A 12571-nucleotide genomic window follows, 5' to 3' on the forward strand; every position below is an offset into this window, starting at 1 on the left:
ATGTTGCGTTTTATCCTGCAAAAACTCGGGATGGCGATACCGACCCTGTTGCTGATTTCGGTGATGGTGTTCGCGATGATTCGCCTGATCCCCGGTGACCCGGCGCTGCTGATGCTCGGCGATATGGCCGACCCACAGAGTCTGGCCGACATGCGCCGTGACCTGGGGCTCGATCACTCGGTGGTGACGCAGTTCCTGATTTGGTTCAAGGCTGTCCTGAGCGGCGACCTGGGCTTTTCCATCAGCACCAAACAGGCGGTGTTGCCGCTGATACTGGAGCGCTTCAGTGTCAGTGCAATCATCGTGCTGGTGGCTGTGTTCCTGGCCACGCTGATTGCGGTACCGGTCGGTCTGGTCGCTGCGTGGAAACAAAACAGTGCCCTGGACCTGGGGTTGGTGACCACCGCTACCTTGCTGTTGTCGATCCCCAGCTTCTGGCTCGGCCTGCTGTTGCTGCATGCCTTCGGCATCAAGCTCGGCTGGCTGCCGGTGGTGGGCTACGTGAGTTTCGCCCAGGCCCCGTGGCAGGCCATGAGTTTTCTGGTACTGCCGGTGATCACCCTGACCCTGGTGGAACTGGGTGCGATTACCCGAATGGCCCGAGCCAGCACCATTGAAGTATTGCGCCTGGAATACATCGCCCATGCCCGCGCCAAAGGCTTGTCGGAGCGGACTGTGTTGTGGCGGCACGCATTGCCCAACGCCTTTGCGCCGACCTGGACCCTGGTCGGACTGATCCTCGGCAACCTGCTGGGCGGCATCGCGGTACTGGAAACCGTGTTCACGCTGCCGGGCATCGGCCGACTGATGGTGGATGCGATTTTTGCCCGCGACTATCCGGTACTGCAGGGCTGCCTCCTGCTGATCACCTTCATCTATGTGCTGGTCAACCTTTGCGTGGATCTGCTCTACCCACTGTTCGATCCAAGGGTGAAGTTATGAGTTCGAATATTCCTTTGGCGCCATTGGTGGGGGCCGCGAGCCCACCCGTCAAGCGCCCGCGTGGCTGGCCAGCGGCCAATGCACTGATAGGTGGCGGGTTGTTGCTGGTGCTGATCGCTCTGGCATTGCTGGGGCTGGTGTGGACACCGTTCGACCCGTTGCGAATCGATCTGTTGTCGCGCCTGCAAGGCCCGTCCGTGCTGCATTGGCTGGGCACTGATGAGTTCGGTCGCGATGTGTTCAGCCGGCTGTTGATCGGCGCCCGCACCAGCCTGTGGATCAGTTTGCTGACGGTCAGTGTGGCGGTGGTCGCTGGTACGTTGATCGGCATGCTTGCCGGGTACCTGCGCGGCTGGACCGATCGTTTGCTGATGATGTTCAACGATGCGCTGCTGGCGTTCCCCGGGATTCTCATGGCCCTGGGCATCATGGCGATCATCGGTGCAAGCAAGTACGGCATCGTCCTGGCACTGGGGATCGCCTACACGCCCTCGGTGGTGCGGGTGGTGCGTGGCACGGTGTTGTCATTGCGCGAGCTGGAGTACATCGAAGCGTCGCGGGTGATCGGCAATTCGGAGCTGTACACCATGCTGCGGCATATCGCCCCAAACTGCCTGGCGCCACTGTGTGTGCTGGCGACCAGCATGTTCGGTTGGGCGTTGCTCTCGGAAAGTGCCCTGAGCTTCCTTGGCCTGGGTGTGCCACCGCCCGCGGCGACCTGGGGCAACATGCTTGCCAGTAGCCGACCCTACATCGCATCGGCCCCTTGGCTGGGGATCTTTCCGGGGCTGTTCATCTGCCTGGCGTTGTTGGCGATCAATCTGTTCGGCGATGCACTTCGTGATCGTCTCGACCCGCGGATGAGGAAATGAGCATGTCGTCCACCAATGTTTTGTTGAGCGTGGAAAACCTGAAGATCCGCGTGGGTGAGCATGGGCCGCTGGCTGTCGATGACCTGAGCTTCAGCGTCGCACCCGGTGAGATCGTGGCCCTGGTCGGTGAGTCCGGCAGCGGCAAGACCATGGCCGCTCGGGCGGCGATCGGGTTGTTGCCGTTACCGATGCAAGTCTGCGGCGGCCGCCTGGATTTCCAGGGGCGTGATCTGGTGACTGCAGGCACCGCCGGGCTGCGCGCCATTCGCGGCGCGAGTATCGGCATGGTGTTCCAGGAGCCAATGGTGTCGCTTAATCCGGCCTTGAAGATCGGCCAGCAGATGAGCGAAGCACTGGAACTGCACACTGACTTGAATGCCGGGCAGATCCGCGAGCGTTGTCTCACCATGTTGCGACGCATCGGCATCAAGGACGCCGAACGCTGCCTGGAAGCTTTCCCGCACCAGTTTTCCGGTGGCATGCGTCAGCGGATCATGCTGGCCTCGGTGATGTTGCTGCGCCCGGCGCTATTGATTGCCGATGAGCCGACGACCGCGCTCGATTGCCTGGCACAACTGGACGTCATCGAGTTGATGCTTGAACTGACCCGGGAGCAGGGCACGGCGATCCTGTTCATTAGTCATGACCTGTCTTTGGTGGCACGTTATGCGCACAAAGTGGTGGTGATGCGTCACGGCAAATCGGTGGAGCAGGGCACGATCAACGAGATTCTGTTGGCACCCAAGGCCGAGTACACCCGCCAGCTGCTCGAGGCTTTGCCACGACGTGGCGAACTGGCCGCGCTGCCGGCGAGCAACGGCCCGTTGGTGGAAGTTGATCAGGTGTGCATTGAGCATCCCGGGCCGCCATCCTTCTGGGGCAAACGCCAGTACAAACGGGTGGTGCATTGCGCCAGCCTGGCCATTGCACCAGGGGAAACGCTGGCGCTGGTCGGCGGCAGTGGCTCGGGCAAGACGACTCTTGGCCGCTCGCTGGTGGGCTTGATCAAACCCTGTGCCGGGGCGATTCGGTTCAAGGGTGTCGACATTCTCAAGGCCGCCAACCGGACCCATCGCCTGCAATGCCAGATGATTTTTCAGGACCCGTATTCTTCGCTCAATCCGCGGATGAGAATCGGCGAGATTCTCGCTGAGCCGCTGCGGCATGAACCTGGCCTGAATGCTGCCCAGCGTCGCGAGCGAGTCGCGCAGACATTGCGTGATGTGGGCCTTGGCGAGCAGTTTGTCGAACGCTTCCCACATCAACTGTCCGGTGGCCAGCGCCAGCGCGTCGCCATTGGTCGCGCCTTGGTGCGACATCCGCAACTGGTGATTGCCGACGAGCCGATCTCCGCGTTGGACATGACCATCCAGAAGCAGATTCTGGAATTGTTCGAGCGTTTGCAGGCGCAGTACGGCTTTGCCTGCCTGTTCATCTCCCATGACCTGGCAGCCGTGGAGCGAATTGCGCACCGGGTGGCGGTCATGCACCAGGGCGAAGTGGTCGAAATCGGCGCTCGCGAGCAGGTCTTCGACTATCCGCAGCATCCGTACACACGCCAGTTGTTGGCGGCGGCCAGTCCTCTGGAAAAACTCGCCGACGGCGGCTACCGATTACGCCCGGCCAGTTTTTGATTTAACACCCTGATTGCACCTCGCGCGCCAGTCCCGAAACCGGCGCGAAGGGGGAAGTCATGTCCGAAAAACAATAAGACCCACTCACTCACGATGACTGCCAGGAGCCACGCAATGAGCAACAACAGCAACCTCAACCTGATCATGACCGGTGTCAGCCTGATGGGCGGGGGCCTGTTGAGCGCCCCGGCCCAGGCCGATTTCATCAAGGACAGCAAGGCCGATCTGGAGCTGAAGAACTACTACTTCAACCGCGATTATCGTGAGGACGCCGGGCAATCCAAACGCGAAGAATGGGCGCAGGGTTTCATCCTCAATGTGAAGTCAGGGTTCACCGAGGGCACGGTGGGATTTGGCGTGGATGCGATCGGCATGCTCGGTTTGAAACTCGACTCCAGCCCCGACCGTTCCGGCTCGGGCCTGCTGTCGCGGAACAACGAAGCAGAGCCTGGAAAGCCGAGCTATGCCAAGCGTGCCCACGACGAATACTCCAAGTTGGGTGTGACCGGGAAAATGCGTATCGCCAAAAGCGAATTGCGCAGCGGTTATCTGCTGCCCGACCTGCCGACCTTGCAACCGAATACCAGCCGGTTGTTTGCGCAATCCTTCCGAGGCACGCAAGTGACATCCGCGGACATCAAGAACCTGACTCTCACGGGTGGCCAGATCAATCGGACCAAACAACGTGAGTCGACCGACTACGAAGAGATGGGTCTGACCGGTCAAAGCGGCGCCTATAAAAGTTCGGCCAAAAGTGACGAGTTCAATTTTGTCGGCGGCGATTACAAGCTCAGTCCCAACCTGACCCTGACCTACCACTTTGCGCAATTGGAAGACATCTACCAGCAACACTACGTCGGCCTGAAAAACAGCTTCGCGCTGGGTGGCGGCACGCTGAAAACCGACATCCGCTACTTCGACGCGGACAAGGCGGGTGCTGGGCTGGCAGGCAAGGTCGACAACCGCGCATTGAGTACGCGGGTTGCCTACAGCTTTAAAGGCCACAGCCTGGGCGGCGGTTATCAGGAGCAATATGGCGACACGCCCTTTACCTATGTGGATGGCACCAACACTTACCTGTTTTCCGAGTATCAGTTGAGCAATTTCTCCCAGACCAACGAGCGGGTCTGGCATGCGCGCTACGACTTTGATTTCGCGGTGTTGGGAGTTCCGGGGCTGACGTTTTCCACTCGCTGGGCCAAGGGCGATCAAGCTGAAGTCCTTGGGTTTGCTGGTGAGGGCCGCGAGTGGGAGCGGGATATCGATCTGGGCTATGTGTTTCAGTCCGGGGCGCTCAAGGGTGTTTCGCTGCGCTGGCGTAATGGGTTGAGCAAAGCCAATTACCTGCGCGACATGAACGAAAACCGGGTGATCCTCGGTTACACCGTGGCGCTTTGGTGATGCGCTGGCTGTGCACGCTGATCTCCTGCAGGAGCGAGCTTGCTCGCGATGGCGGCTTGCCAGCCCACCGGAATTTGGCCGATGTACTCGATCCCTGTGGGAGCTGGCTTGCCCGCGATGGCGGCGTATCAATCAACGGATATTTTTCAGTGGTGACGCCATCGCGAGCAAGCTCTGCGCCTACAGGGCAAATGAGTTCCGGCTCAGGCCTTATTGCGTGCAACCCCCATCTTGCTGGCCACTTCCAAATGCCGATGCAGCAGGGTCGAGGCCCATTCGTTATCACCTTGCTCCAGTGCATCAAGAATCGCCAGGTGCTCGCGGCAAGAAACTTTCACACGCTCGAGATTGCTCGCCGAATGAAACTCGGTCAGCCGACGCAAGCGGTTCTGCTGCTGGATCGCCTGAAGAATGTAGGTGTTGCCGGATGCCGCAGCGAGCAGTTCATGGAACTCGGCGTTGCATTCGAAAAACCGCTGGCCGTCGACCTGACCTTCGAGCAGTTCGAGCTGGCGTTCCCGGCAGCGCCGGAACTGCTCGGCATTGATCTTGAACGTCGGTTCCAGCAGGCCGGCGGGTTCGACCAGCATGCGGAAGCGATAACTCTCGAAGCGCGTCTGGGGACTGCTCAGGGTAGGCAGGAACATCCAGCCATGGCCGTGTTTGCGCTGCATGACGCCCTCATCGGAGAGCCGCAGCAGACAGCGGCGCAACACACTTTTACCGGCACCGTAGCGCCGCAGCAGATCGCTTTCGGAGATCTGGTCGGGCAAGACCTGATTCAGCCGGTCGTCGATCAGCCGGGTGTAAAGCTCATCTTCCTCGTTGTGCAGTTCATCGAACTGCTCCGCCAGACCGGCAGAAGTTTGCAGAGGAACGCGAAAGCCCTGTTGAGGCAAGGGCTCGATCAATTGCTGCTCGGCCAGGTAGGAAAGGGCGCTGCGGATAGGCGAGCGGGATACGCCCAATCGCTGGCTCAGTTCCACTTCCTTGAGATGGCTACCGGGTTGCAGGTCGCCGGACTGAATGGCGGAAAGGATCTGGCCGGCGACCTTGGTCTGCAGCGAGGTGAGTTGAGCCATGGCGCGTTGTCGTTCCTGTGACAGGGGAGGCAAGGATACCCGAAAAGTACAAAACGCTTCGAAGCAGCGGAAGCTGAATTATAGAGGCTTTAAATACAGGCATGCAGTGGTAGATAAATTAAAAAACGTATTATTTGATATATAAAAACATTGATTCGCAGAGAAACGGCAATTTTGAGGAAGTTAGTCATGACCTATGAACCCCTGCCCAGAGCCTTGCCTCATGAACGAGGTGTCGACCCTCAAGGGGTCGTTGACTTTATCTCGGCGGTGCAGAACGCCGGGCTTGAGCTGCACAGTTTCATGCTTTATCGCCAGGGCGCGGTGGTGGCAGAAGCCTTTTGGCGCCCGTACTCGGCGCGGCGCATGCATGTACAGCACTCGGCGACGAAGAGCTGGACCGCCACGGCCGTGGGCCTGCTGATCGACGATGGACGCTTGAAGCTAGACGACAAAGTGGTCAGCTTTTTCCCCAAGCTGTGCCCGGTCGAGATCAGTGAAAACCTCGCCGCCATGACCGTGGAAGATTTGCTGACCATGCGCACCGGCCACAAGCGGGGCATTTCCGGCGGTGACTGGCGCAACCTGAAAACCAGTTGGGTCGAAGCTTTTCTGCATGAGCCGGTAGCAGTGCCACCGGGTAAGGACTTCATCTACAGCAGTGCTTCAAGTTTCATGCTGTCGGCGATTGTTACGCAGGTCAGCGGCAAAACCATGCATGAGCTGTTGCAGGAGCGGGTTTTGGATTATCTGGGGCTGGACCGTCTGGAGTGGGATCTGGCTCCCGGCGGTTTCAATTCTGGCGGCAATGGCCTGAGCTGCACCACCGAAGATTCGTTGAAATTCGGCGTGTTGCACCTCAATCGGGGCCAGTGGCAGGGACGACAGTTGCTGTCCCCACAGTGGATCGCCGACGCCACTCGCAATCAGGTCGAAGAGGTGTGGATGGGGGAATTCGACGGCAAGCAGTATCTGCCGCGCAGTCATGACCGCAACACTGAGGCGCGACAGGACGGCTATGGCTATCAATGGTGGATGACCGAGCAAGGCGGATATTACGCCTCGGGTGTATTCGGCCAGTACTGCATGGTGCTGCCGGACCAGGACACGGTGATCGTCTTAACCTGCGGTTTGCGCCTGGGCGAACGACGCTTGAAAGCAGCGATCTGGGACCATTTGTTCCCGGCGTTGGGCCGTGCGGCCACCGATCCGCATTCCACCCAAACGCAACTCGACGAGCTGATCGACACCTTGTGCCTGCCAACCCTGCAAGGCTTGAGTGAATCGCCCTGCGCCACCCACCTGCAAGGTCGCTTCGCCGTGGCGCCAAATGAGGACGGAGTGCTGGAGCTGGGCTTCGACTTTCGCGATGACTATTGCGATTTCACCCTCGTTGATCATCGCGGACAGCACCGCTTGCGAGTCGGCCTGCGCCAGCCGGTAGAGTCGCAAACCAGCATCACCGGCAATTATCTGCATCATCAATACCAACCGGAACAGACCCCGGTCATCGCCCACGGACGCTGGAACGAGCAAGGCGAATTGCGGATGGACTGGCGCTTTGTCGAAACCGCTTTCGGCGACCACGTCTGCTGTCGCCTGGAGCACGGCCACTTGCTGTTCGATCGCGGCGTTAACACCAATGCCGGATCGATGCAGCGCTCGACACTGACCGGCACCCGGATCTGACCCCCTGATTAATTGGATGGAGCACAGTAGATGAACCCGATTTCGACTTCCGCGCTGTGGGCGCCCTTTACCCCGATGCGTCAGTTCAATCGCCAGCCGACGCTGTTCGAGAGCGCCGAGGGTATGCATTACACCACCACCGACGGCCACCGCGTACTCGACGCCATGGCCGGACTCTGGTGCGTCAACGCCGGTCACGGACAGGCACGAATCGTCGACGCGATCCGCGAGGTGGCGGGGCGTCTGGATTTCGTATCCTCGTTCAAGATGAGCCACCCGGCAGCCCTCGCCATGGCTGACAAATTGGTGGCGATTGCTCCGGCGGGACTCGACAAGGTGTTCTTCACCAACTCAGGTTCCGAAGCCGTCGACACTGCCTTGAAAATTGCCCGCGCCTATCATCAGGCCCGTGGCGACAGTCGCCGGACCAAACTGATCGGCCGAGCCAAGGGCTATCACGGCATGGGCTTTGGTGGGTTATCGGTGTCCGGTATCGGTCGGCAGAAACGTGATTTCGGACCATTGCTTGGCGACGTTGCACACCTGCCGCTGCCGTATGACGCCGGCCTGCGCTTCAGCGCCGGCCAGCCAGAACAGGGCGCGCATTATGCCGATGCATTGCTGCAACTGCTGGAGGTGCACGACCCTTCGACGGTGGCGGCGGTCATCGTAGAACCGGTGACCGGTTCTGGTGGCGTCTATGCGCCGCCCCTGGGTTACTTGCAGAAGCTGCGCGAGATTTGCGATCGCCACGGCGTGTTGCTGATTTTCGATGAAGTGATTACCGGTTTCGGTCGGTTGGGGCACTCGTTCGCCGCCCAGACATTCGCAGTGACGCCGGACCTGATGACCCTCGCCAAGGGCTTGACCAACGGCGCCGTGCCCATGGGGGCCGTGCTGGTCAGCGGTTCGGTGTATGACGCGTTCATGACCGGCCCCGAGCAAGCCATCGAATTCATGCATGGCTACACCTATTCGGCCCATCCGCTGGCGTGCGCAGCGGGACTGGCGACCCTCGCTGTGCATGAGGAATTGGGCATCAACGCTCACGTCCGACAAGTTGCTCCCGTCTGGCAGAAAACAGCGCTGGCGTTGCGTGAGCAACCGTCGGTGCAGGACATTCGGGCCATCGGTCTGCTGTGCGCCGTCGAGCTGAGATCCCGCGAGGGCGCGCCAGGTGCCCGGGCTGCGGAAGTCGCGCAGCGCTGCTTCGACGCCGGGCTGCTGGTGCGCGCCTCGGGCGAGAACATCGTGCTGTCGCCACCGCTGATCATCAGCGAAGAACAGATTGCGCTGATCTTCGACACCTTGCAGCGGGTACTCGATCAAGTCGCCTGAGGAGGCCCGATGAATTACCTCGATTTCTACATTGATGGCGAGTGGGTCAAGCCCCTGGCGGGCGAATCCATGGTGGTGATCGACCCGACCACCGAGCGTTCCATCGGCGCGATCACGCTCGGCACTCGTTCCGACCTCGACCGGGCTGTGGCGGCGGCAAGACGCGCATTTGCGCAGTACGCACAATGGTCGCGGGAGGAACGCCTGGACCTGCTGGGTGCGATCATCGAAGGTTATCGACAACATAGCGAAGCGCTGGTCGAACTGGTGCACCGGGAGATGGGCGCGCCATTGTCACTGGCGCGCAATGCACACGTGCCTGCGGGGCTTGGTCACTTGCAGCGGGCCTTCGAAGTGCTGCGTAGCTATGAGTTCGACCGCCATCACGGCACGACACTGATCAGCCGTGAGCCGATTGGCGTCTGCGGATTGATCACCCCCTGGAACTGGCCGCTCAATCAACTGACCTGCAAGCTCGCACCGGCTCTTGCCGCCGGTTGCACCATGGTGCTCAAACCAAGCGAAAAAGCTCCGCTGTCTGCCATGTTGCTGGCCGACATTCTTCACCGTGCCGGCGTGCCCAAGGGCGTGTTCAACCTGGTCAATGGCGATGGCCCGACGATCGGCGATGGGATCGCCCGGCATCCGCAAATCGATATGGTTTCGTTCACCGGTTCTACAGCTGCGGGCATTGCCGTGGCCAAGTCCGCTGCCGATACGGTAAAGCGTGTATCCCAGGAGTTGGGCGGCAAGTCGGCCAACCTGATCCTCGCCGATGCCGATATCGAGACGGCGGTGCGCCACGCTGTGAGCAGTTGTTTTCGCAACAGCGGTCAGTCCTGCAATGCGCCGACCCGTCTGTTGATACCTCGGTCAATGCAGGCGCAGGCCATCGAGATCGCCCGGTCCGTTGCCGCGCAGATCTGTTTCGATGACAGTCAGCCGGCCAGCGCCATGGGGCCACTGGCGAATGTCGCGCAATTCGAACGGGTCCAGGCTCTGATCGGTGCCGCCATCGATCAAGGAGCACACTTGGTATGCGGTGGCACAGGGCGTCCCGACGGTGTGTCGTTGGGGTATTACGTCCGGCCGACGGTGTTTGCCGACGTCCACCCGGATATGCCGATTGCCCGGGAGGAAGTGTTCGGACCCGTATTGGTGATCATCGCGTATGACACCGAAGACCAAGCCGTCGCGATCGCCAATGACAGCCCTTATGGACTTTCGGGATACGTCACGTCGGGTTCGCTTGAGCGCGCTCGTGCAGTGGCGCGACGCTTGCGCACGGGCATGGTCCACCTCAATGGCAGCAAGGCGGACAACGGCGCGCCGTTCGGCGGCTATAAACAGTCGGGCAATGGTCGTGAATGGGGCGTGTTCGGGTTGGAGGATTACCTGGAAGTGAAGTCGATGTTTGGGTATGGGTCGGGCGCCTGAATGTTTCGGTGGTTAACAGCGCCGTCATCGCGGGCGAGCCCGCTCCCACAAGGTCTTGTGGTTGCCGCATGATTTAGGCACGCCGCAAAACCCTGTGGGAGCTGGCTTGCCAGCGAAGAGGCCGGCACATTCAGCATTGATGGCACTTGAGCCGCCGCCATCGCGGGCAAGTTGAATGCGCCAGGTCAGGCAGCACACCTTTTCGGCTCACAGATACTTATCCGTCACCGCCCCCTCCGAAGCGCTGGACACGGTCTTCGCATATTTGGCCAACACCCCGCGCTTGTACTTCGATTCCGGCCGCACCCAGCGCGACTTGCGCTCGGCCAGCTCAGCCTCGGACACATCCAGCGTAAGCTGCCGTGTTTCGGCGTCGATGGTGATTTTGTCGCCATTCTCGATCAACGCAATCGGGCCGCCCTCAAAGGCCTCCGGCGTGATATGCCCGACCACGAAACCATGGGAACCCCCGGAAAAACGACCATCGGTGATCAACGCCACATCCTTGCCCAGACCCTTGCCCATCACCGCCGACGTTGGCGAGAGCATTTCGCGCATACCCGGCCCGCCCTTGGGCCCTTCGTAGCGGATCACGATCACTTCGCCGGGCTGAACTTCGCCGCTGAGAATGCCAGCCAGCGCACCTTCTTCACCGTGGTAGACCCGGGCCGTGCCTTCAAAGCGCAAGCCTTCCTTGCCGGTGATCTTGGCGACCGCGCCGGTCGGCGAGAGGTTGCCGTGCAACACCACCAGGTGCGAATCCTTTTTGATCGGCCGGTCGAAGGGCAGGATCACGTCCTGGCCTTCGGGATAGTCGGGCACGTTCTCCAGGTTTTCCGCGAGAGTCTTGCCAGTGACGGTCATGACATCGCCGTGCAGCATGCCGGCCGCGAGCATGCGTTTCATCAGGGGCTGAATGCCGCCGATGGCCACCAGCTCGCTCATCATGTATTTGCCGCTGGGGCGCAGGTCGGCGACCACCGGGGAAATCTTGCCCAGCTCGATGAAATCGTCCAGGGTCAACTCGACATCCACTGCATTGGCCATGGCCAGCAAATGCAGCACCGCATTGGTCGAGCCGGCGAGGGCGATCACCACGCGGATGGCGTTTTCAAAAGCCTTGCGCGTCATGATGTCCCGCGGTTTCAAATCGAGCTTGAGCAGTTCCATGACTTGCTGGCCGGCGCGGAAACTGTCCGAGGCCTTGTCGCCGCCGACGGCGTCCTGAGAGCTTGAGCCCGGCAGGCTCATGCCCAGCGCTTCGATAGCCGAGGCCATGGTGTTGGCGGTGTACATGCCGCCGCAGGAACCGGGGCCGGGGATCGCCACTTCTTCGATCTGCTTGACCTGGATTTCATTGATGTCGCCGCGGGCATGCTGACCGACGGCCTCGAACACGGAAATGATGTCGGTGTGGCCGGCACCGGGGCGGATGGTGCCGCCATAGACGAAGATCGACGGCCGATTGAGCCGCGCCATGCCGATCAGGCAGCCCGGCATGTTTTTGTCGCAGCCGCCCACGGTCACCAATCCGTCGAAGCCTTCGCAACCGACCACGACCTCGATGGAATCGGCAATGACCTCGCGGGACACCAGCGAGTACTTCATGCCTTCGGTGCCGTTGGCGATGCCGTCGGAGATAGTGATGGTGTTGAAAATCACGCCTTTGGCGCCGGCGGCGTTTGCGCCTTTTTCCACTTCCAGCGCCAGCTTGTCGATGTGCATGTTGCACGGCGTGACCATCGCCCAGGTCGAGGCAATGCCGACCTGCGGCTTGTTGAAGTCGTCATCGGTGAAACCCACCGCGCGCAACATGGCCCGGGCGGGTGCGGCTTCGACGCCATCGATCACTTGGGAGGAGTACTTGCGCAGATAGTCTGTATCGCTCATGACAATGCATCCTTTGAGGCAAACAGCATCAGTATAGAGGTCCCGCCGCGTCGAGCCGGACTCACGAGTCGGGAACAGACGCGCGGGTGAGCCTTGTCGTGATATTCTTGGCGCAACTTGGTTTGACCTATTCAGTTTTCCTGTCCATGAGACGGGCGAACAGAATCACTGTCGCTCAAGTAGCTGAAGCCAAAAAAGATAAGAAGTCAGTTCAGTAGGGACATATAACGGGGGTCGATGCACAGACATCGGCCTTGTGTGCCCACCCGGAATTCCTGCTGTGCCG

The 12571-nt window shown here is 60.5% G+C and carries 9 protein-coding genes; 7 read left to right on the forward strand and 2 right to left on the reverse strand.

The window, feature by feature from the left end; translation table 11 throughout:
• The 4 genes from D8U73_RS12925 (at position 1) to D8U73_RS12940 (ending at position 4849) form a co-directional block, all read left to right on the forward strand.
• A complete protein-coding gene (locus D8U73_RS12925; protein ID WP_130904681.1) occupies positions 1 to 942 on the forward strand; it encodes an ABC transporter permease in 942 nt (313 codons plus the stop codon).
• Positions 939 to 1814 (forward strand): ABC transporter permease, encoded by an 876-nt coding sequence (locus D8U73_RS12930; RefSeq protein WP_130904682.1) that lies wholly within the window; start codon positions 939 to 941, stop codon positions 1812 to 1814. Before D8U73_RS12925 ends, D8U73_RS12930 begins: the two co-directional genes overlap by 4 nt.
• A 2-nt stretch (positions 1815 to 1816) precedes the next feature.
• Complete coding sequence (locus tag D8U73_RS12935; protein ID WP_130904683.1) at positions 1817 to 3448, forward strand: ABC transporter ATP-binding protein; 1632 nt, start codon at positions 1817 to 1819, stop codon at positions 3446 to 3448.
• Positions 3449 to 3562: 114 nt separating this feature from the next.
• Entirely contained in the window at positions 3563 to 4849 is a 1287-nt protein-coding gene (locus tag D8U73_RS12940; RefSeq protein WP_130904684.1) for an OprD family porin, read from the forward strand.
• A 203-nt stretch (positions 4850 to 5052) separates the two neighbouring features.
• Here the strand turns inward: D8U73_RS12940 and D8U73_RS12945 are convergent, their stop codons facing one another.
• The gene (locus D8U73_RS12945) at positions 5053 to 5931 is read right to left on the reverse strand and encodes a GntR family transcriptional regulator (RefSeq protein ID WP_130904685.1); all 879 of its coding nucleotides are present in this window, start codon (positions 5929 to 5931) and stop codon (positions 5053 to 5055) included.
• A gap of 189 nt (positions 5932 to 6120) precedes the next feature.
• On the opposite strand from D8U73_RS12945, the gene D8U73_RS12950 reads away from it, so the two are divergent.
• Genes D8U73_RS12950 through D8U73_RS12960 form a run of 3 tightly spaced genes read left to right on the forward strand, consistent with a single transcriptional unit; the run spans position 6121 to position 10395 of the window.
• Positions 6121 to 7620, forward strand: a complete 1500-nt coding sequence (locus D8U73_RS12950) for a serine hydrolase (protein WP_130904686.1) — start codon at positions 6121 to 6123, stop codon at positions 7618 to 7620.
• Positions 7621 to 7650: 30 nt separating this feature from the next.
• On the forward strand, positions 7651 to 8958 hold the full coding sequence (locus D8U73_RS12955; protein WP_130904687.1) for an aminotransferase class III-fold pyridoxal phosphate-dependent enzyme: 1308 nt from the start codon (positions 7651 to 7653) through the stop codon (positions 8956 to 8958).
• A gap of 9 nt (positions 8959 to 8967) precedes the next feature.
• Entirely contained in the window at positions 8968 to 10395 is a 1428-nt protein-coding gene (locus D8U73_RS12960) for an aldehyde dehydrogenase family protein (RefSeq protein ID WP_130904688.1), read from the forward strand.
• A gap of 207 nt (positions 10396 to 10602) precedes the next feature.
• Here D8U73_RS12960 and ilvD read toward each other — a convergent pair whose 3' ends face one another.
• A complete protein-coding gene (gene ilvD, locus D8U73_RS12965; protein ID WP_130904689.1) occupies positions 10603 to 12285 on the reverse strand; it encodes a dihydroxy-acid dehydratase in 1683 nt (560 codons plus the stop codon).
• Positions 12286 to 12571: the final 286 nt, after the last annotated feature.

The sequence above is a fragment of the Pseudomonas sp. Sample_22 genome (assembly GCF_004307635.1).
Classification (GTDB): domain Bacteria; phylum Pseudomonadota; class Gammaproteobacteria; order Pseudomonadales; family Pseudomonadaceae; genus Aquipseudomonas.

Bases quoted from the DNA above. Each gene is read 5' to 3' on its own strand.
- D8U73_RS12925 (WP_130904681.1), top strand. From the start codon at position 1: ATGTTGCGTTTTATCCTGCAAAAACTCGGGATGGCGATACCGACCCTG.
- D8U73_RS12930 (WP_130904682.1), top strand. From the start codon at position 939: ATGAGTTCGAATATTCCTTTGGCGCCATTGGTGGGGGCCGCGAGCCCA.
- D8U73_RS12935 (WP_130904683.1), top strand. From the start codon at position 1,817: ATGTCGTCCACCAATGTTTTGTTGAGCGTGGAAAACCTGAAGATCCGC.
- D8U73_RS12940 (WP_130904684.1), top strand. From the start codon at position 3,563: ATGAGCAACAACAGCAACCTCAACCTGATCATGACCGGTGTCAGCCTG.
- D8U73_RS12945 (WP_130904685.1), bottom strand. From the start codon at position 5,931: ATGGCTCAACTCACCTCGCTGCAGACCAAGGTCGCCGGCCAGATCCTT.
- D8U73_RS12950 (WP_130904686.1), top strand. From the start codon at position 6,121: ATGACCTATGAACCCCTGCCCAGAGCCTTGCCTCATGAACGAGGTGTC.
- D8U73_RS12955 (WP_130904687.1), top strand. From the start codon at position 7,651: ATGAACCCGATTTCGACTTCCGCGCTGTGGGCGCCCTTTACCCCGATG.
- D8U73_RS12960 (WP_130904688.1), top strand. From the start codon at position 8,968: ATGAATTACCTCGATTTCTACATTGATGGCGAGTGGGTCAAGCCCCTG.
- ilvD (WP_130904689.1), bottom strand. From the start codon at position 12,285: ATGAGCGATACAGACTATCTGCGCAAGTACTCCTCCCAAGTGATCGAT.